17 protein-coding genes are annotated in these 20,225 nt (G+C 54.8%); 5 read left to right on the top strand and 12 right to left on the bottom strand.

The window, feature by feature from the left end; all coding sequences use genetic code 11:
- Positions 1-70: 70 nt before the first annotated feature.
- The 6 genes from menA to priA all read right to left on the bottom strand — a co-directional run bounded on the left by menA (position 71) and on the right by priA (position 7,668).
- Entirely contained in the window at positions 71-997 is a 927-nt protein-coding gene (gene menA, locus QVF11_RS28395; RefSeq protein ID WP_112216340.1) for a 1,4-dihydroxy-2-naphthoate polyprenyltransferase, read from the bottom strand.
- A 268-nt stretch (positions 998-1,265) separates the two neighbouring features.
- Positions 1,266-2,600: an HslU--HslV peptidase ATPase subunit gene (gene hslU, locus QVF11_RS28400; RefSeq protein ID WP_287861175.1), complete on the bottom strand. Its 1,335-nt coding sequence runs from the start codon at positions 2,598-2,600 to the stop codon at positions 1,266-1,268.
- Between the two features lie 9 nt (positions 2,601-2,609).
- Complete coding sequence (hslV, locus tag QVF11_RS28405) at positions 2,610-3,140, bottom strand: ATP-dependent protease subunit HslV (RefSeq protein WP_110276151.1); 531 nt, start codon at positions 3,138-3,140, stop codon at positions 2,610-2,612.
- A gap of 90 nt (positions 3,141-3,230) precedes the next feature.
- Positions 3,231-4,202, bottom strand: a complete 972-nt coding sequence (gene ftsN / locus QVF11_RS28410) for a cell division protein FtsN (protein WP_287861177.1) — start codon at positions 4,200-4,202, stop codon at positions 3,231-3,233.
- A 91-nt stretch (positions 4,203-4,293) separates the two neighbouring features.
- Positions 4,294-5,322: a DNA-binding transcriptional regulator CytR gene (gene cytR, locus QVF11_RS28415; protein ID WP_110276153.1), complete on the bottom strand. Its 1,029-nt coding sequence runs from the start codon at positions 5,320-5,322 to the stop codon at positions 4,294-4,296.
- A 150-nt stretch (positions 5,323-5,472) separates the two neighbouring features.
- Complete coding sequence (gene priA / locus QVF11_RS28420) at positions 5,473-7,668, bottom strand: primosomal protein N' (protein WP_287861179.1); 2,196 nt, start codon at positions 7,666-7,668, stop codon at positions 5,473-5,475.
- 241 nt (positions 7,669-7,909) lie between these two features.
- Here priA and rpmE point away from each other — a divergent pair, with 241 nt between their 5' ends.
- Positions 7,910-8,125, top strand: coding sequence for a 50S ribosomal protein L31 (gene rpmE / locus QVF11_RS28425; protein ID WP_045853658.1), 216 nt, complete (start codon positions 7,910-7,912; stop codon positions 8,123-8,125).
- 159 nt (positions 8,126-8,284) lie between these two features.
- On the opposite strand, the gene QVF11_RS28430 is transcribed toward rpmE, so the two are convergent.
- Complete coding sequence (locus tag QVF11_RS28430; protein ID WP_287861183.1) at positions 8,285-8,893, bottom strand: YiiX family permuted papain-like enzyme; 609 nt, start codon at positions 8,891-8,893, stop codon at positions 8,285-8,287.
- Between the two features lie 63 nt (positions 8,894-8,956).
- Positions 8,957-9,274, bottom strand: coding sequence for a met regulon transcriptional regulator MetJ (gene metJ, locus QVF11_RS28435; protein WP_004869405.1), 318 nt, complete (start codon positions 9,272-9,274; stop codon positions 8,957-8,959).
- Between the two features lie 266 nt (positions 9,275-9,540).
- Between metJ and metB the strand changes: the two genes are divergently transcribed.
- Positions 9,541-10,701: a cystathionine gamma-synthase gene (gene metB, locus QVF11_RS28440; protein ID WP_112216345.1), complete on the top strand. Its 1,161-nt coding sequence runs from the start codon at positions 9,541-9,543 to the stop codon at positions 10,699-10,701.
- Positions 10,702-10,703: 2 nt separating this feature from the next.
- Positions 10,704-13,136 (top strand): bifunctional aspartate kinase/homoserine dehydrogenase II, encoded by a 2,433-nt coding sequence (locus tag QVF11_RS28445; RefSeq protein WP_112216346.1) that lies wholly within the window; start codon positions 10,704-10,706, stop codon positions 13,134-13,136.
- Here the strand turns inward: QVF11_RS28445 and QVF11_RS28450 are convergent.
- Complete coding sequence (locus tag QVF11_RS28450) at positions 13,111-14,247, bottom strand: cytoplasmic protein (protein ID WP_287861188.1); 1,137 nt, start codon at positions 14,245-14,247, stop codon at positions 13,111-13,113. The two genes, QVF11_RS28445 and QVF11_RS28450, sit on opposite strands and share 26 nt — an antisense overlap.
- 138 nt (positions 14,248-14,385) lie before the next feature.
- Between QVF11_RS28450 and QVF11_RS28455 the strand changes: the two genes are divergently transcribed.
- Positions 14,386-15,942, top strand: coding sequence for a bifunctional metallophosphatase/5'-nucleotidase (locus tag QVF11_RS28455; protein WP_287861190.1), 1,557 nt, complete (start codon positions 14,386-14,388; stop codon positions 15,940-15,942).
- A 37-nt stretch (positions 15,943-15,979) separates the two neighbouring features.
- Here QVF11_RS28455 and QVF11_RS28460 read toward each other — a convergent pair whose 3' ends face one another.
- Positions 15,980-16,351, bottom strand: coding sequence for a carboxymuconolactone decarboxylase family protein (locus QVF11_RS28460; RefSeq protein ID WP_110276159.1), 372 nt, complete (start codon positions 16,349-16,351; stop codon positions 15,980-15,982).
- Between the two features lie 91 nt (positions 16,352-16,442).
- On the opposite strand from QVF11_RS28460, the gene QVF11_RS28465 reads away from it, so the two are divergent.
- Positions 16,443-17,351 carry a LysR family transcriptional regulator gene (locus tag QVF11_RS28465; protein ID WP_287861192.1) on the top strand — a complete coding sequence of 303 codons (909 nt, stop codon included), beginning with the start codon at positions 16,443-16,445 and terminating at the stop codon, positions 17,349-17,351.
- On the opposite strand, the gene malI is transcribed toward QVF11_RS28465, so the two are convergent.
- The gene (malI, locus tag QVF11_RS28470) at positions 17,343-18,353 is read right to left on the bottom strand and encodes a Mal regulon transcriptional regulator MalI (protein ID WP_287861194.1); all 1,011 of its coding nucleotides are present in this window, start codon (positions 18,351-18,353) and stop codon (positions 17,343-17,345) included. The two genes, QVF11_RS28465 and malI, sit on opposite strands and share 9 nt — an antisense overlap.
- Before the next feature lie 91 nt (positions 18,354-18,444).
- Entirely contained in the window at positions 18,445-19,944 is a 1,500-nt protein-coding gene (locus tag QVF11_RS28475) for a PTS transporter subunit EIIC (RefSeq protein ID WP_287861196.1), read from the bottom strand.
- Between the last annotated feature and the right edge of the window lie 281 nt (positions 19,945-20,225).

The following is a 20,225-nucleotide window of genomic DNA, read 5'->3' on the forward strand; positions in this document are numbered from 1 at the left end:
GAGAATTTTCAGTATATCTCGTGAATCGTGTTGTTGGCAAAATCATCAATTGTTAATTGATATTTGTCAGTTAACCTGCCAGCTTGCTGAGAATAATTCCGATGACAAACAAAAGGTTGGTCAGCAGCGCGCCTTTTACCGTTCTTTCCAGCATCGGGCGCATGGCGATGGGATCGCGCTCACGTGAAACGTAACGTGCTTGCTTGACCAGCAGAGGCGCTGCCAGCAGGAACAGCCAACCCCAGGGATTATGCAGCGAGATAAGGTTAAACAGCGCCAGGCACAGTAGAGCGCCAATCAGCAGGCAGGCATGGTAGCGACGAGCGTTAACTGGCCCCAGGCGTACGGCGAGGGTGTTTTTGCCATTGTCGCGGTCGCTATCGATATCGCGCAGGTTATTAATATTCAGCACCGCAGCCGCCAGCAGTCCGCAGGCAGTGGCAGGTAAGAAAATGACCGCTTCAATGCTGTGTGCCTGAAGGTACCAGCTTCCGACAACGCTAAGCCAGCCGAAAAAAACCAGTACGGAAATATCGCCGAGACCAATATATCCGTAAGGGCGTGTACCGACGGTGTAGGTAATGGCTGCGATGATTGCCAGCACGCCAAGCACCATAAAGCCGATAAAGTCGGCCATGGTTTGCCAGGCTGAGAACAGTAGCGCCAGGCCAGAGAGGCAAATCAGCACCACGGTCAGAATTAACGCGCGTTTCATTTGCGCCTGAGTAATTGCCCCTTTCTGCATACCGCGCAGGGGGCCGATGCGATCGGGTTTGTCGCTGCCTTTGACCGCATCGCCATAATCATTGGCGAGGTTGGAGAGAATTTGCAGTAGGCCGGCGGTAATGATTGCCAGCAGGGCAACCCAGGGATCGAAACTGCCCTGATGCCAGGCAAGAGCGGAGCCGACAATAATGGCGGCAAAGGCCAGAGGTAACGTTTTAGGACGCAGGCTTTCCAGCCAGGCCTGGGTTTTGGTTATCGTTTGTTCAGTCATAGGTTCCGGCCAATAAAAATGGGGCTCTACCCTTCATACTTCAAGCTGCAGGTACGTTGGCTACGGACGACTCGGCCCATCCATGGGCCTCGCCCTCACGGGCCGTCGCAAGCGACGTTCAAATCTGCTCCCGGCAGATTTGTCATTCACCCCAGTCACGTACTTATGTACGTGACTGGGGATTCATTCCTTTGCCGCCTGCCTGCAACTCGAATTATTTTGGGTATCTATAGCCCCATCTATAGTGATGAAAATATATTGAACCGGATTATAGGATAAAACGACTCAGATCTTCATCTGCCACCAGAACATCCAGATGTTTACCGACATATTCTGCATCGATAGTCACGCTTTGACCGTTCATTTCGCTGGCGTCGTAGGAGATATCTTCGATCAGACGCTCCAGTACGGTATGCAGGCGACGCGCACCGATGTTCTCAGTGGTTTCGTTGACCTGCCAGGCGGCCTGAGCAATGCGTTTGATGCCATCTTCCGTGAACTCGATATTAACGCCTTCAGTCGCCATCAGCGCTTTATACTGCACGGTGATAGAGGCATTCGGCTCAGTCAGGATGCGCTCGAAGTCATGGGTGGTCAGTGCTTTCAGCTCAACGCGAATCGGCAGACGACCCTGCAACTCTGGGATCAGATCAGACGGGCTGGCCACCTGGAACGCGCCGGAGGCGATAAACAGAATGTGGTCAGTTTTCACCATCCCGTGCTTGGTGGAGACGGTGCAGCCTTCAACTAGCGGCAGCAGGTCGCGCTGTACGCCTTCGCGTGAAACGTCAGGGCCTGAAGCGTTGCCGCCACGTTTACAGATTTTGTCGATTTCGTCGATAAACACGATACCGTGCTGCTCAACCGCATCGATAGCATCCTGCTTCAGCTCTTCCGGGTTTACCAGCTTCGCCGCTTCTTCTTCAATCAACAGCTTCATCGCATCTTTGATTTTCAGCTTACGCGGTTTTTGCTTCTGGCCGCCCAGATTCTGGAACATTGATTGCAGCTGGCTGGTCATCTCTTCCATGCCCGGAGGGGACATGATTTCAACGCCCATCGGCGCAGCCGCGAGATCGATTTCAATCTCTTTGTCGTCGAGCTGCCCTTCGCGCAGTTTTTTGCGGAAAGACTGGCGCGCGGCAGAAGGTTCCTGAGGCTGTTCAGCCTGGCCCCAGTTGTTTTTTGCCGGTGGGATCAGCACATCAAGGATGCGCTCTTCTGCCAGCTCTTCTGCACGGTAGCGGTTTTTATCGATGGACTGCATGCGGACCATTTTGATCGCTGCATCGGTCAGATCGCGGATAATCGAATCCACTTCTTTACCAACATAGCCCACTTCGGTGAATTTAGTTGCTTCAACCTTGATGAACGGCGCGTTGGCCAGTTTTGCCAGACGACGGGCGATTTCGGTTTTACCGACGCCGGTTGGGCCGATCATCAGAATATTTTTCGGCGTGACTTCGTGGCGCAGCTCTTCGTTAAGCTGCATACGACGCCAGCGGTTACGCAGCGCGATAGCGACGGAGCGCTTGGCTGCGTCCTGGCCGATAATGTGTTTGTCCAGTTCGCTGACAATTTCGCGTGGGGTCATTTCAGACATGGGAGATCCTTACGCTTTGGAGGTCAATTCTTCGATGGTATGGAAGTGGTTGGTATATATGCAGATATCACCTGCAATATTCAACGCTTTCTCTGCGATATCGCGTGCGCCCAGTTCGGTATTTTCCAGCAGGGCGCGGGCTGCGGCCTGGGCGTAAGGACCGCCGGAGCCGATAGCAATCAGGTCATTTTCTGGCTGCACCACGTCACCATTACCGGTGATGATAAGCGATGAGTTTTCGTCAGCCACGGCCAGAAGTGCTTCCAGCTTGCGCAGCATGCGATCGGTACGCCAGTCTTTCGCCAGTTCAACGGCGGCTTTCACCAGGTGGCCTTGATGCATTTCGAGCTTACGTTCAAACAGTTCGAACAGGGTGAAGGCGTCAGCGGTACCGCCAGCAAAGCCTGCGATCACTTTGTCGTTGTACAGACGGCGAACTTTCTTCACGTTGCCCTTCATTACGGTGTTGCCCAGTGTAGCCTGGCCATCACCGGCAATAACGACATGGCCGTTACGGCGAACACTTACAATTGTAGTCACGAGCAGACCCCTTGGTTGCAAAAGCGGAATAGAGGCCCCGCGTTTACGCGGGGCAGAATGCAATTATAAATGGGGGGGATTTTGAGGGTTTCAACCCCTGGCGGCGAGACGAATGCAGTTAGCGTGTCCGGCCATCTTCAGGCGTTCAATCATGTTACTGGCGTTTTCTTTGCCTTTCAGTGGCCCGATCACTACCCGGTTCCAGCCGTTATTGGTGGTGATGTGCGAGGAAAAACCTTCAAATGCCAGCTGTGCGCGAACGGTTTCAGCCTGCTCGGCGCCTTTAAAGGACCCGCACTGAATCATCCAGCTGCGATCGTCTTTTTTCTCCGTCGCGGCGGTTTTCGGTGCTTCCTCGACGCGGGTTACCGGTGCGGCAGCCTGCGTTTTAGGCTGCGCGGTATTGGTATGCGCTGGCGTTTGCAGCAAATCCTGATACGGCTGCTGGGTTGAAGCGGTTTGCTTCGGCTGCTGTACCTGTTTGGGTTGCTCCACAACTCGTGATTGAGTTCGCGGCTGCTGAACCTGAGTTTGCTGTTGGGTCTGTGCTAACTGCTGTTGCTGCACCTGCTGCTGAGCTAAACGCTGGCGCTGTAGGGTTTGCTGGCGCTGCGCCGGGGTTTGTTCATTCCACGGCACTTCGGTCAGCTGCGTGGGCTGCTGACGCATATCGGCCTGCATTTGCGCCAGTAGCTGGCGCTGTTCGTTAGTGAGCTGTTCCGGCTTCATGACTTCACCACCGGCTGTCGGTTCAGTAGGCGCACGAATGCCAGGCTGGCGACTTTCCAGCTCTTTAATATAGCGCCAGCGTTCTTCCGGCTTCGGCGGTAAACCGTTACCTGCCGCCTGGCGGTTTTGCAGCGCTTCAGCTTCTTCTTTTTTGTGGTGCGTGATGAAGTACAGTCCACCGATAAAAGCCACCAGCACTGCCGCCGCGATCGCAACCATAGTGGGCGAAACCGCTGAAAGGCCGCTTTGCTTGTTCCTTGAGCTTCGGGTATTGCTCTTTTTGCGCCGCGAAGAAGCCGGTTGGCTGCGGCGTACATAATCTCGTTGTGCCACTATCGTTTCGCTGTCTTATTCGTTTTTCAGCCCGCCATGTTACTTAAGCGGCGGGCCTTTGACCAGAAGAGCAGGCCCGAAAGCCTGATGGTTATGTTCGGATTTTGCGCGTACTGCCGCGAACGATGAGCTCGCAGTCGAGTAATCGAGAGCCGCTGCTGACGTTGTGCCCGTGCAACTGATCCAGCAAAAGCAGCATCGCTTCGCGGCCAATATCAAAACGCGGTTGCGCGACGGTCGTCAATGGCGGATCGCAAAATTCAGACAAAGAGATGTTATCAAAGCCAATAATAGACAGATCTTCAGGAACTTTCAGCCCGCGACGTTTCGCCAGCGAGAGTGCGCCCAGCGCCATAATGTCGCTATGACAGAAAACAGCTGTTGGCGGTACAGGTAATGACAGAAGCTGTTCCAGCGCATTGGCTCCGGCTTCGTAGGTGAAATTACCGCGAGCGATATAGTGTGGATCGACGGTCATTCCACTGCGGCGCAGTGCCTGGACGTAGCCTTGTAGACGGTAATGACAGAGCGGCATCTCTTCCGGACCAGCGATACAGCCAATACGGCGATGCCCCAGTTCTTGCAGATAGTTAACGGCGTTGAACGCGGCGGTGAGGTTATCGATATGCACCGTCGGCAGTTCCAGCTCAGGCGCGAACTCATTAGCCATCACCATCGGTGGCAGATTACGCTGTTCTTCTACGCCTGCATCGAAGGGCAGGCGCGAACCCAGCAGCAGCATACCGTCGATCTGCTTGGTAATAATCAGATCGATAAAGGTTTTTTCCTGACGGTTCTGATGAGCGCAATCGCCAATCAGCACCAGATACTCTTGTTCCGCAGCGGTGACTTCGATGCCGCGAATAATCTCGCTAAAGAAGGGATCGCAAATATCCGGCACAATCACCAGGATAGTGCGCGACTCATTGCGCTTCATGTTGCGCCCGAGCGATTGCGGTAAATAGCCGACTTCAAGCGCCGCCTGTTCTACCCGATTACGGGTGCTCTGCGAAACCTTATCGGGGTTCATTAACGCTCGGGATACAGTTGCCGTAGAGACGTTTGCCTTCTCGGCAACGTCTTTCATCGTGGCGGCAACCACCTGTTTTTTGGGCTTCACCTGTTTTCTCCTCGCTGACTGGCGCAGACACATCCCTTGCGTTCTGACATCAGCAACATTTTTAACAGATAGTACATCCAGAGAGTTACAGAATTTTCATGAAAAACGTGACGGCGGTTGAATTTTTCGATCAGTCTCGCAAGAGAAGCTTTAACCTTCAATAGGATCGACATCCAGGACCCACTTCACTTTGCGCGCTTCCGGTAAGGTATTAATCAACGCCAACGTCCCGCTGACGATGTGCTGCAGACGAATGCGTGATGGATGCTGGAGCAGAATCTGCCAGCGCCAGCGGCCTCCGCGCTTCGGTGCCAGCGCCGGGACCGGGCCGAGCACCCAGAGCTTATCGTCAGCCAGCGGGCTGGCCTGTAGCAGGTTACGCAGCTGCTGTAAAAATAGCGGTGCTTGCTGATTATTATGATCTTCCGCGCGAATCAGAACGTGGCTGGTCCACGGCGGCAGTTGCATACTCTGCCGCTCCGCCAGCGCCTGCTCGGCAAACGCGTCGTATCCTTTATAGAGCAGTGTTTGCAGCAGCGGGTGCTCCGGGTGATGAGTTTGAAGGATCACTTCACCCTGCTTACCAGCGCGGCCTGCGCGTCCCGAAACCTGCGTATAGAGCTGAGCAAAACGCTCCGCAGAGCGGAAATCAGCGGAAAACAGCGCCCCGTCAACGTCCAATAGAGAGACCAGGGTGACATCCGGAAAATGATGGCCCTTCGCCAGCATTTGGGTACCGATAAGAATACGCGCGCCGCCGCGATTAACGTCGGCAAGGTATTGTTCGAGCGCGCCTTTACGGCTGGTGGTATCCCTGTCGATACGGGAAATCGGCACATCGGGAAACATCGGTGCCAGCGCTTGCTCAAGCTGCTCGGTTCCAAGCCCCACCGGTATCAGGTGCGTTGAGCCGCAGGAGGGGCACTGGCGTGGAATCGGCCTTTGGCTGTCGCAGTGGTGACAGCGCAGATGGTGCTGGGCCTGATGCAGGGTGTAGTAGCTGTCGCAGCGCGGGCATTCCGCTATCCATCCGCAGTCATGGCACAGCAGTGCGGGCGCGAAGCCGCGGCGGTTCAAAAACAGAATGACCTGATTATCGGCCTGCAAATGTTGCCGCATACGGCCAATAAGCGCAGGGGATAGTCCAGCCTGAAGCTGTTGACCTTTTAAATCCAGAACATGCTGTTGCGCGGGGCGCGCATTGCCCGCGCGTTTGGTTAGCTTCAACTGACGATATTTACCCTGGCGGACGTTATAAAGCGTTTCCAGCGCCGGGGTCGCCGAACCGAGAATAATCGGGATCTGCTCGCTATGTGCGCGCCAGACCGCCAGATCGCGAGCGTGGTAGCGCCAGCCTTCCTGCTGTTTGTAAGAACTGTCGTGCTCTTCGTCGATAACGATCACCCCAAGGTCTTTAAATGGGGTGAACAGCGACGAACGGGTGCCGATCACAATCGCCGCTTCGCCGTTTTTGGCTTTTAGCCAGGCAGAGAGACGCTCGCTGTCGTTAAGACCTGAGTGCAGCACTTCTACCGGAGCGTTAAAACGGTGGCGGAAGCGGGCGATAGTCTGCGGCGTCAGGCCGATTTCCGGTACCATCACCAGCGCCTGGCGACCCTGCGCCAGCACGTTTTCGAGGACGCTCAGGTAAACTTCCGTTTTCCCGGAGCCGGTGATCCCGGCCAGCAGCCAGGCGGAAAAGCTGTCTGAGGCGCTGTGAATCGCGCCAACGGCGGTCGCTTGTTCAGTATTGAGGCGCAGGCGCTCGCCGGGTACCGAGAAGCTTGTTCGCCAGTCGGTGATACCAGGCGCTTCGCTGGCCAGCTCCGTAAGACCTTTACCCCTCAGCGCCTGTAGCGCGGCGTCGTTAAATTCCAGCTCGGCAACCTGATGACGCCAGATTTTCCCCTGACGCAGAGCCGCCAGCGCCTGCTGTTGTTTTGGCGAGCGTTTAAGGCTATTGATATCAATTGCTTGCCCTTGTTCGGTGGCAAACCAGTACCACATCGGCGTCGCGCTGGCAGGTTTCCCCTGGCGCAACATGATCGGTAGCGCGTGGAATAACACATCGCCAATCGGATGATGATAGTAATCCACTGCCCACAGCAGTAATCGCCAGACGGAAGAGGAGAAGACGGGCTCGGCGTCGAGGACTTCAGCAACCGGTTTGAGCTCATTGAGCGGTAATTCGCTGTGCTCGCTGATCGCCGTTACGATGCCGATGCGATCCTGCTTGCCGAACGGAACGCGCACGCGACAGCCTGCTTTGACCGGCATACCGTCAGGCAGCAAATAGTCAAAAGTGCGGGGCAGCGGAACGGGCAGGGCAACGTGAGCGACGGGCATTTAATCTTCCTGACTTGAAATCTGGCGGGTTAGTATACACATTGTGATAAGGGCCCGCGGATCAGTTTGCATATGCTGGTCAAATTCTGTATGATTCGCCGCCTTTGATGTGCTTTGTATAGCATCAAAATCTATTACCCGGGAATTTTGCTTTGCGAAATCGTGCCGGGAAATTATTAACATCGCGTGGTGTCTGGCGTTAGGGCTGGAAGAGCGACGCGGCCTTAACTGAGGTTCTCCCATGAAAAAAGATATTCATCCGAAATACGAAGAAGTTACTGCAAACTGCTCTTGCGGTAACGTCATGAAAATCCGTTCTACCGTAGGTCACGACCTGAACCTCGACGTGTGCGGTAAATGCCACCCGTTCTACACCGGCAAACAGCGTGATGTTGCCACCGGTGGCCGCGTTGACCGCTTCAACAAGCGCTTCAGCGTACCGGGTACCAGCAAGTAATTTGCTGAAGAAGAAGCCGCCTCAGGGCGGCTTTTTTGTCTCTGTTTTACAGAGGATAGCAGTACCCATTCAGGCAGGTTGTTTTCTCTTTTACCGCTTTCACTACATTTCCCCCTGTCAGTAAGTATATCCATGTAATAACCAGGATTTCCTGATTCATTACCAGGAGAACAGCGGCCAGTTTTTTTCTACGGTTTCCAGCTGCGGGGCGTCAAATAGCGCCTGCGGCGAGATCACGGTTTCGTTCAGCGGGATATTCTGACCATAACGCTCTTTGAGTTTGGCGCGAATGACCGGGGAGTTGAGATCGAACTCACTCAGCTTTTGCAGTTTACCCACTTGTAGCGCCAGGGCGCGGTGATACACCTTCCACACGACCTCGGAGCAGTACTGGCGCTCGTCGCTCCATGAGAAGAAGAGATCGTAAGGTTGACCGAGGTAGCGCTTTGCCGTTTGCGCCAGCTGTTTTTGCTGCGCAGCGGTAAGCCCACCGCGCACGCGCCGGACGACGTATTTACCGTCCTCGCCCTGCGCGACCCACTTATGCAGCGGCGTGTAAACCACCGGCCCAACGGCTTCAAAGACGTAGGGTTTTTTATTGCGAATCACGACCATGCCGGTGTGGCTGTAATCGGAATGAGTCGCCAGCTGGATAGCTTTGCTTTGCGATGAGCGAGATATCTGAAAAACGATATCGCCAGTCTGCGGTTCCCAGGCATGTGCGGAGAAGGTCAACGCCAGGCTAAGGCCCAGAACACAATACTTCATGGCATAACGTCCTTGTTATACATATAAAAAGAGCGGCTGGTTTCCCTGGCCGCTCTCAGTGATTTAGTATTCCCACGTATCCGGGTCGATACCCATTTCACGCATAATCTGTTTCGCCGCTTCCGGGATTTCATCGCTGCGCTCTTTACGCAGGTCTTCATCGTTAGGCAACGGTTGGCCGGTAAAGGCATGCAGGAACGCTTCACACAGCAGTTCGCTGTTGGTGGCGTGACGCAGGTTGTTCACCTGACGACGCGTGCGTTCATCGGTGAGGATTTTTAACACCTTCAGAGGAATGGAAACCGTAATTTTCTTTACTTGTTCACTCTTCTTACCGTGCTCAGCGTATGGGCTGATATATTCGCCGCTCCATTCAGCCATGAGTTACCTTTAATCCTCTATTCATTAGTTAAGGGCCAGGAACGCGAGTTCAGGCCATAATTGCGCGTAGTTTACCGCAGAGGGGCGCGTCTGACACCAAACAAGCCGCTACGGATGTGCGCTAATGCATATAATTTTAACGGCTATTTCCTGTTTGCTCAATCTATACGCAAAGAAGTTTAGATGTCCAGATGTATTGACGTCTATTATAACTATGTTTACTCTGAAGCCTGACTTTTCACCGATTCAGCCAGGAACTCCCCAACATGACGCGTAAACAGGCCACCATCGCAGTGCGTAGCGGTTTAAATGACGACGAGCAGTACGGTTGCGTTGTCCCGCCGATTCACCTCTCCAGCACCTATAACTTCACCGGATTTAACGAACCTCGCGCTCACGACTATTCTCGTCGCGGTAACCCGACCCGTGATGTGGTGCAGCGTGCGCTGGCAGAGCTAGAGGGCGGCGCGGGGGCGGTTCTCACCAATACCGGGATGTCGGCGATTCTGCTGGTCACCACGGTATTCCTGAAACCAGGCGATGTGCTGGTGGCGCCGCACGACTGCTACGGCGGCAGCTATCGCCTGTTTGATAGCCTGGCGAAGCGCGGCTGCTATCGCGTGCTGTTTGTTGATCAGAATGACGAGCAGGCGCTGAGCGCCGCGCTGGCGGAAAAACCCAAGCTGGTTCTGGTCGAAAGTCCAAGTAATCCATTGCTGAGAGTTGTGGATATTGCGAAAATCTGCGGTCTGGCCCGTGAGGCTGGAGCGGTGAGCGTGGTGGATAACACCTTCCTGAGCCCGGCTTTGCAGAATCCGCTGGCGCTGGGCGCCGATCTGGTGTTGCATTCATGCACCAAATATTTAAACGGCCACTCTGATGTGGTGGCCGGGGTGGTTATCGCCAAAGATCCGGCGACTGTCACCGAACTGGCATGGTGGGCGAATAATATCGGCGTCACCGGTGGGGCATTTGATAGCTATCTGCTGCTGCGCGGTTTACGTACGCTCTCTCCGCGTATGGAAGTGGCTCAGCGTAACGCGCTGGCGATTGTCGACTATCTGAAAACCCAGCCGCTGGTAAAAAAACTGTACCATCCGTCTCTGCCGGAAAACCAGGGGCATGAGATTGCGGCGCGTCAGCAAAAAGGTTTTGGCGCGATGTTAAGTTTCGAGCTGGATGGCGATGAGCAAACGCTGCGTCGTTTCCTGAGCGGATTGTCGCTGTTTACGCTGGCGGAATCGCTGGGGGGCGTTGAAAGTCTGATTTCCCACGCCGCGACGATGACCCACGCGGGCATGGCGCCTGAGGCGCGTGCGGCGGCGGGGATCTCAGAAACGCTTCTGCGTATTTCGACCGGTATTGAAGATGGTGAAGATTTAATTGCCGACCTGGAAAATGGCTTCCGGGCAGCAAACGAGGAATAAACATGAGTGTGATTGCGCAGGCAGGGGCGAAGGGTCGTCAGCTGCACAAGTTTGGTGGGAGTAGTTTAGCGGATGCGAAATGTTACCTGCGCGTCGCGGGGATCATGACGGAGTATTCGCAGGCGGGCGATATGATGGTCGTGTCCGCCGCCGGCAGTACCACCAACCAGTTGATTAGCTGGCTGAAACTCAGCCAAACCGATCGTCTCTCTGCGCATCAAGTGCAACAGTCGCTTCGTCGTTACCAGACGGAGCTGATTTCCGGGCTGCTGTCGGCAGACGCTGCCGATACGCTGATCGCCACGTTTATTCACGATCTTGAGCGCCTGGCCGGGCTGCTTGATAGCGGCGTGACGGACGCGATATATGCCGAAGTCGTCGGCCACGGCGAAGTCTGGTCAGCCCGCCTGATGGCGGCGGTGCTCAATCATCTGGGCGTAGAAGCTGCCTGGCTGGACGCACGTAGCTTCTTACGCGCCGAGCGCTCCGCGCAGCCGCAGGTGGATGAAGGTTTATCCTACCCGCTTTTACAGCAGTTGATGGCGCAGCATCCAAATAAACGTCTGGTGGTGACCGGGTTTATCTCGCGCAACAATGCCGGAGAAACCGTACTGCTGGGACGTAATGGTTCTGACTACTCCGCGACCCAAATTGGCGCGCTGGCCGGGGCGTCTCGCGTTACTATCTGGAGCGATGTGGCCGGGGTTTACAGCGCGGACCCGCGTAAAGTAAAAGATGCCTGCCTGCTGCCGCTGCTGCGTCTTGACGAAGCCAGCGAACTGGCTCGTCTGGCGGCTCCGGTGCTGCATGCCCGTACATTGCAGCCGGTATCCGGCAGCGATATCGATTTACAATTACGCTGTAGCTATACGCCGGATCAGGGTTCGACGCGTATCGAGCGCGTGCTGGCTTCCGGCACCGGGGCGCGGATTGTCACCAGTCATGATGATGTCTGCCTGATTGAGTTCCAGGTGCCAGGCGGTCAGGATTTCAAACTGGCGCATAAAGAGCTGGATGCCATTTTAAAACGCGCCCAGCTGCGTCCGCTGGCGGTTGGTGTACATGCCGATCGTAAGCTGCTGCAATTCTGCTACACCTCTGAGGTGGCCGACAGCGCGCTTAAACTGCTGGATGAAGCAGGGCTGCCGGGTGAGCTGCGCCTGCGTCAGAAGCTGGCGCTGGTAGCGATGGTTGGTGCTGGTGTGACCCGTAATCCGCTGCACTGCCACCGTTTCTGGCAGCAGCTAAAAGGCCAGCCGGTGGAGTTTACCTGGCAATCGGAAGAGGGCATCAGCCTGGTCGCGGTCCTGCGCGCCGGGCCGACCGAAAGCCTAATCCAGGGGCTGCATCAGTCGCTGTTTCGTGCGGAAAAGCGCATTGGTCTGGTGCTGTTTGGCAAAGGTAATATCGGCTCCCGCTGGCTGGAGCTGTTTGCTCGCGAGCAGACTACGCTCTCCGCCCGTACCGGTTTTGAGTTCATCCTTGCCGGCGTGGTAGATAGCCGCCGCAGCCTGCTCAATTACGAAGGCCTTGACGCCAGTCGCGCGCTCGCTTTCTTTAATGATGAAGCCGTTGAACAGGATGAAGAGTCGCTGTTCCTGTGGATGCGTGCGCATCCGTACGATGATTTAGTGGTGCTGGACGTGACCGCCAGCGAGCAACTGGCCGATCAGTACCTTGATTTCGCTAGCCATGGTTTCCACGTTATCAGCGCGAATAAGCTGGCGGGGGCCAGTAGCAGCAGTAAATATCGGCAGATTCATGACGCGTTTGAGAAAACGGGCCGTCATTGGTTATACAACGCCACCGTCGGTGCCGGGCTGCCGGTCAACCACACGGTGCGCGATCTGATTGATAGCGGCGATAATATCCTGGCGCTGAGCGGCATTTTCTCCGGCACGCTTTCGTGGTTGTTCCTGCAGTTTGACGGCACCGTGCCGTTCACCGACCTTGTCGATCAGGCCTGGCAACAGGGGCTGACCGAGCCGGATCCGCGCGTCGATCTCTCCGGGAAAGACGTCATGCGTAAGCTGGTGATCCTGGCGCGTGAAGCGGGTTATGACATCGAACCGGATCAGGTGCGCGTTGAGTCGTTGGTGCCTGCCCACTGTGAAGAGGGTTCCGTCGATCATTTCTTCGAGAATGGCGAAGAGCTGAACGAGCAGATGCTACAGCGTCTGGAAGCGGCGCGTGAAATGGGCCTGGTGCTGCGCTATGTGGCGCGGTTTGACGCCAACGGTAAAGCCCGCGTTGGCGTTGAGGCGGTGCGCGAAGAGCATCCGCTGGCTGCCCTGCTGCCGTGCGATAACGTCTTTGCCATCGAGAGCCGCTGGTATCGCGATAACCCGCTGGTGATCCGCGGACCGGGCGCGGGTCGTGATGTGACCGCCGGGGCGATTCAGTCCGATATCAACCGCCTGGCGCAGCTGCTGTAAGCGCCACGCTATACTCTCGCGCCAACGAGGCCAGTATTTGCGTCACGCGTCCTGCGGAAAACAGGGCGCTCTGTGTGAACTCTGGCCTCTTTTCCAGCCATGTTGTGAAACATCGGCTGGCCGCGAGGTCCGGGGTGAAGGCGCTCTTACCCGAAGTACCGGCAAGCAGGCAGGTCATTTTCTGGTTCTCTTCCTGCGTCCAGAGCTGCCACGGATTTTGCCACCAGCCATGATACGTTTTTCCCTGTAGCCGCCACGGGGCTGAGCTGGCAGGATTATTTATTTCTTCTTCCACATACCACAACTCTCCCTGCCGCTGGCGGAACACCTTAGCCCAGGCAACGATTGCCGCACCGCGTAAAAAACATTCATGGGCAATCACGTGCGTTTTCACCTCAGGAAACCGATGGCTGAGCAGCTTGAAGTGACCGTGCGCGGTGATAACCGGACGCAGAATACTGCCGCGGGAATTTCGCTTTGGTGCGGCGCTGCCGTACTGTATTTCATCGAACTGACTGCGTTGCAAAAAGCCCGCTTCGGTCTGCGAAACTCGCTGAACGATATCGCCAGCCGCGCCCTGCGTCTCTGGCGTTCCCCGCCAGCGATAACGTAATGATGCGCCAGCCGAAAGAGGGGTAAAGTTGGTCGACAGATGGAGCACATTGCCGCGAACGGCGTCGAAACTCAGCAAAACATAGAGCTTTTGCCCTTCATGAGTCCCCTGAAATGGCACGATCAGCGGCACGCTGCAAATATGCTGCGGAAGTGCAATCGTGGCGGGGCGCGGGAGTTTCGGCGTCCAGACTTTTTCGCAGCGGCGGCACTGAAGGCGCTGGGTTCCCTTCGGATTGTAGCCGTAGCGAATAATGTCCCGCTGGTAACAGGCCGGGCAAAAATAGCCCTCGCGACGGGCGTAATCGGTCAGATAAGCGGCCAGCCAGGGCCGGAACTCCTCATCATTAAATAAGGGCGGATAGCTGCCGCAGGCTGAACAGTGCAGCGCGGGATAGCCCAGCCGATAGTCCGGGGAATGATAGTCGGCCGCAGACGGTAAGCCTAAATTGCGACAGCCGTAGGTTTTGCAGGCGTTAAGGGTAAAAAGGTTATCCATTTACAGGCCAATACCAACGATTTTTGCAGGTCGTTAATTTTGCCTTGCTCAAGTTGCATACAAATGTGAATGCTCTCACATAAAAAAGTCTTTCAGAACGTAACTTAGCGGTTCTTTACCTCTCTGAAAGGAACTCCGATGAAATTAAAAACAATGAGCGCCGTTATCCTGCTGACCTTGCCTTTCTGGGCATGCGCCAAAGATGTCACCATCATTTACACCAACGATCTTCATGCCCATGTCGAACCCTATAAAGTGCCGTGGATTGCCGACGGTAAGCGGGATATCGGCGGCTGGGCGAATATCACGACGATGGTGAAACAGGAAAAAGCGAAAAATAATGCGACCTGGTTTTTTGATGCCGGTGATTATTTTACCGGCCCCTATATCAGCAGCCTGACCAAGGGCAAAGCGGTCATCGATATTATGAACACCATGCCCTACGACGCGGTAACCATCGGTAATCATGAGTTTGATCACGGCTGGGACAATACGTTGCTCCAGCTTAGCCAGGCGAAATTCCCGATTGTGCAGGGCAATATTTTCTACCAGAACAGCGATAAAGCGTTCTGGGATAAGCCGTATACTATTATCGAAAAAGATGGCGTGAAAATCGGCGTGATTGGCCTGCACGGCGTGTTTGCTTTTGACGATACGGTTTCCGCCGCGACGCGGGTCGGTATTGAAGCGCGCGATGAGGTGAAATGGCTACAGCATTATATTGATGAGCTTAAGGGCAAAGTGGATCTGACCGTTGCCCTGATTCATGAAGGCGTTCCGGCGCGTCAGTCGAGCCAGGGAGGAACCGATGTGCGTCGCGCGTTGGATAAAGATATTCAGACCGCAGGCCAGGTCAAAGGGCTGGACGTTTTGATTACCGGCCACGCCCATGTTGGCACGCCGGAGCCGATTAAAGTGGGTAATACGCTGATTCTATCCACCGATAGCGGCGGCATCGACGTGGGGAAACTGGTACTGGATTATCAGGAGAAGCCGCATCAGTTTGCGGTGAAGAGCTTCGAGCTGAAAACTATTTATGCCGATGAGTGGCAGGCCGACCCGCAAACGAAGCAGGTCATTGATGGCTGGAATAAGAAACTGGATCAGGTGGTGCAGCAGGTTATTACTCAATCGCCTGTTGAACTGACCCGCGCTTATGGCGTCTCTTCGCCGCTGGGCAATCTTGCCGCAGATGCATTGATGCTGGCGGCAGGTAAGGAGACGCAGGTGGCGTTAACCAACTCGGGCGGTATCCGTAATGAAATCCCTGCCGGGGCGGTGAGCATGGGAGCTGTTATCAGTACTTTCCCGTTCCCGAACGAGCTGGTCACCATGGATCTGAGCGGCAAGCGGTTGCGCAGCCTGATGGAACACGGTGCAGGGCTGAGCAACGGCGTGCTGCAGGTCTCCAAAGGCCTGGAGATGCAGTATGACAGCAGCAAACCGCTGGGCCAGCGTGTCGTGTCATTTATGCTGAACGGCAAACCCGTTGAAGATGCGGCGGTTTATCATATTGCCACCAATAGCTTCCTTGCCGATGGCGGTGATGGGTTTGCCGCGTTTACCCAAGGGCAGGCGCGTAACACTTCCGGCGGCTACTACGTTTCAAATGCGGTAGTAGACTACTTTAAGGCCGGGAATAAGATAACGGATGAACAGCTTAACGGCATGCGCGTCATCGATGTGAAGAAATAAGAACCTCAGGCCGGGCGGTTAGCCTGGCCTGAAATAATCAGTGCGCCGCGAAGACCTCTTTGGCGGCAAACAGGCCGTTCAGGGCCGCCGGGAACCCGGCATAGACCGCCATCTGCATGATGACTTCCGTAATTTCTTCTTGCGTCAGGCCGACATTGAGTCCCGCGGCGATATGCACTTTTAGCTGCGGGGCGGCGTTGCCGAGGGCCGTTAGCGCCGCGATGGTGGCGATTTCCCGACTACGTAAATCAAGCCCCGGTCTGGCGTAAATATCGCCGAAGGGGAACTCAATCAGATAGCGGGCAAAATCGGGAGCGATATCTTTCAGGCTATTGATGACGGCATCGCCGCCTTTGCCATCCACGCGCTGCAGCATTTCCTGTCCGGTGGTAAAACGAACGCTGGTCATAACTTTTTCCTCATGGTGATTATGCGTTGTGAGGAAGGTTAGGGGAGTTTGCCGGGCTTGAGTAATACCCTTTTCGTGATACCTTTTCAGTATGACAAATCCATCTTTACATACTCTGGACATTCGCCTGCTGCGCTACTTTGCCGTCGTCGCACAGGAGAACAACATCAGTCGGGCGGCGCAGCGGCTATTTATTTCGCAGCCGCCGCTAAGCCGTCATATCCGCCATCTGGAAACGCAGCTGGGGGTGACGTTGTTTTTGCGTCACACCAAAGGCCTGATTCTTACCGACGAGGGGAGACGGGTGCTGGACATCATTCGGCCGCTGCTGGAGGTTCAGGACCGCACGCTGGCCGCGCTGAGCCAGCTTTCTGAATATTCGCAACATCCTCTGCGTCTGGGGCTGACGACGGCTTTTGAGCAGGGTATTTTTGCCGCAGTAGAGTCTGCACTGAGTGATTATTCGAGCACTTTGCATGTCACCCGGCAATCATCACCAGCATTGGCCCAACTGGTGCGCAAAGGCAAACTCGATGCGGCGCTGGTGGCGCTGCCGCTGAATACCGAAGGGCTGAGTCTGCACCCTTTGCCGTATCACGAGCCGCTAATTGCAGCATTACCCGCATCCTGGCCAGAGGCCAGTGCGGCAAATCTTACGCTAAGCACGCTCAACCATCGGCCGCTTTTTTGGTTTAAGCGCGAACGCAATCCAGATTTTTTTGACTATACGCGACGTATTTTTGACCGTGCAGGATATGCGCCCGCATACGTGGAGGAACCTGCCGAGCATGACGTCCTGCTGGCACGGATTGCGCGTGGAGAAGGGATGATCCTGCTGCCGGCATCATTTTCCGCCATTCAGCGTCAGGGGGTGGTTTTTTGCCCGCTGGATGAAGGGGGACGAATGCTGTTAAGCATCGGTGTTATATACGCGCCGCACAATGATAAATCCGTTCAAGAATGGCTTCCTTTGCTGGAGAACCACTTAGTGTCAGGCTGACTCTCTGGTCACCAGCTGCCCGGAAAGGGTAATACTCTGCGTTTGCAGCGCAGGCTCTTTGATCTTGCGCGTTATCAGCGTTGCCGCCTGGCGTCCGGTCTCTTCGCTAGCGGAAGAGACGTAGGTAAATGACGGGGAGGTCAGATTGACGTGCATCATGTCTTCAAAGCCGACTAGCGCGACCTGCTGGGTAAGGAAGACGTCTTTACCAACGGTTCTCCCTACCTGATTAATCCCGCTGAGGCAGCCGATCATGGCGTCCGGAGAGTGGCAGAGTAACGCGGTGATAGCGTTGTTTTTCTCCAGTAGCTGGCGGGTAGCAACGCTGACGGCCTGAGTATCGTTACTGCATGCGGGAATGAATTCATCGCGCATCGTCATGCCGTATTTCTCCAGCACGGAGCGAAAACCAAGCAGGCGCTGCTGACGAATAAGATCGTTTTCCTGACCGCCGATATAGGCAATATAGCGGTGGCCGCGCTCGATTAAATAGCGCGTGGCAAGGCTTGCCGCCTGACGATTATCGCGAACTACCTGGTTGCAGTTTTCCACCAGCGGCGTCTGTGAAACGATAACCAGCGGAAGTGGATATTGAAGCAGCGGGGCGGGCAATGTAGCGGAGCCGGAGGCCAGATAAATCACGCCCGCAACGCCCTGCTGTTTGAAAGAGAGTAAGCAGCGTTCAAGATATTCGCCATCGTCGCGTGGCTGGCCGAGGAAAACCATATAGCCTTGTGTTTCCAGTTCCTGCACGATGCTGGCCATGACTTTGATGGAGAAGCTGTCGCTAAAGTCGCGCAATATCAGGCCGATAAGATTGGAGGTATTTGAACGCAGGTTCGCAGCGGCAACGTTATGGACGTAGCCCAGTTCGTTGATAACAGCATTGACTTTTTCAATGGTGGCTTCGGAAATCTTCCCTTTTTGACGAAGTACCAGCGATACCGTAGAAACGGAAACGCCCGCCATTTTAGCGACATCAATGATGCTGACTTTCTTCAAAATCTCTCCCTGAAAACTCTTTTATGACAGTCAGATAGAAGAAGATCGCCTGCCAGGGACGGGCGATCTTCCACACCATAACACCTTCTGATTATTTGCCAATCATCCCCGACATGGTTTGTGCGATAAATTGCGCTCTGGCACCAAAAATAACCTGGATGCCATTATCGCCGACAAATACCACCCCGCGTGCACCAATTCCATTCAGGCCATCTTTATCGACAGCATCTCGCTGGGCAACTTCCAGGCGAAGTCGGGTGATACAGGAACCGACAGAATCAATATTTTTCGCGCCGCCGAGCAGGTTGATGATCTCCGTTGCCAGCTCGGCATCGGTTTTGTCATCAGCGGTCACGGTCACTTCAGTTCTGCCCGGTGTTTTAACATCAAAACGACGGATGACGAAACGGAAGGTGAAATAATAAATCAACGCCATCGGCACGCCAACAAACACTGCGCTCAGGAAGTTGGTCTGGTAGCCATTCAACGATGGCAGGATGCCAAAGGAGATGTAGTCGATAAGCCCTGCGGAAAACGACTTGGCGATATGCGCGTGCAGCAGGTACATGGCCATATAGGACAGGCCCGCCATGATGGCGTTGAACACATACAAAATCGGTGCGACGAAAATAAAGGTGAATTCAACCGGTTCGGTAATACCTGTCAGGAAGCAGGTCAGGGCGGCGGAAAAGAGAATACCGGCCGCGATTTTCTTATTTTTGGTATGCGCTTCGTGGTACATCGCCAGGCAGGCTGCTGGCAGCGCGAACAGCATCAGCGGGAATTCGCCCTGCATGAATTTACCCGCGTTTTGATAGCTATCGGAACTGAACGATTTCACGCCTTCTTCCAGCATTTTGAACCAGATGGTCTGGTCGCCGTGAATCATTTGGCCGCTCTGGGTCGTGAAGTCGCCGAAAGAGTACCAGAAGGAGGGATACCAGATATGGTGCAGGCCGAGCGGGATGAGCGCACGTTCAACAAGACCAAAGATAAAGGTTGACGCCGCCTGGTTATCGCCGTTGATAACCACCGATAATGCATCGATGCCCGACTGGATATGCTCCCAAATATACGGCAGCAGCAGGCCGAGGATAAATGACAGGAAGGCGGTGGCGATTGCCACAAAATGTTTGCCGGAAAAGAAACCCAGGAACTCAGGCAGTTGCAACGAGTGGAAGCGGTTGTAGCACCAGGCGGCAAGGATGCCGCAAATTAACCCGCCAAAGACCCCCATTTGCAGCGTTGGGATGCCGACCACCATGGCATATTTTCCGCCCTGGGACGCCATCTCCGGCGTAATGCTCAGCACGGTACCGATGGTGATATTGGTGACGAAAACGGAAACGGCGGCGGAAAGCGCGGCGATACCGGATTCCGATGCCAGACCAACCGCAGAACCGATAGCGAACAGCATCGGGAGGTTATCAAAGATAACCCCGCCTGCGTTCATCATCAGCGGTAAATGGAATTTATCGCCGAAAGCCAGCAGTAAGCCCGCTGCGGGCAGAAGTGAAATTGGCAGCATTAATGCCCGGCCAATCATCGACAATTTTGATAATGACTTTATGAACCCAGATATCAGACCCATGCTGATTCCCCCGATGAAGACGCAATGTTGCGTTATTTTTATTAAGTAGAACGTTGTAGTAGAACGTTATACTTATCGTGAGACAAGGCCGATTACATCGCAACCTCATTTTCATCATCGGATCGGGGGAAATTGTGATTATTTGAAGTGCTTCAAAATTGTGCGGATAAAAAAATCCTAATTTGCTGAGAGTTTGCTGCTGCCGGTTGACAGGGGTAGGTAAAGCGGCTCGAAAACAGATGAGCTTTTTTCAACTTGCCTGAATATTCCTCACTCTTTAC

The sequence above is a fragment of the Klebsiella sp. genome, from assembly GCF_027492335.1.
In the GTDB taxonomy this organism is placed as follows: Bacteria; Pseudomonadota; Gammaproteobacteria; order Enterobacterales; family Enterobacteriaceae; genus Klebsiella; species Klebsiella huaxiensis.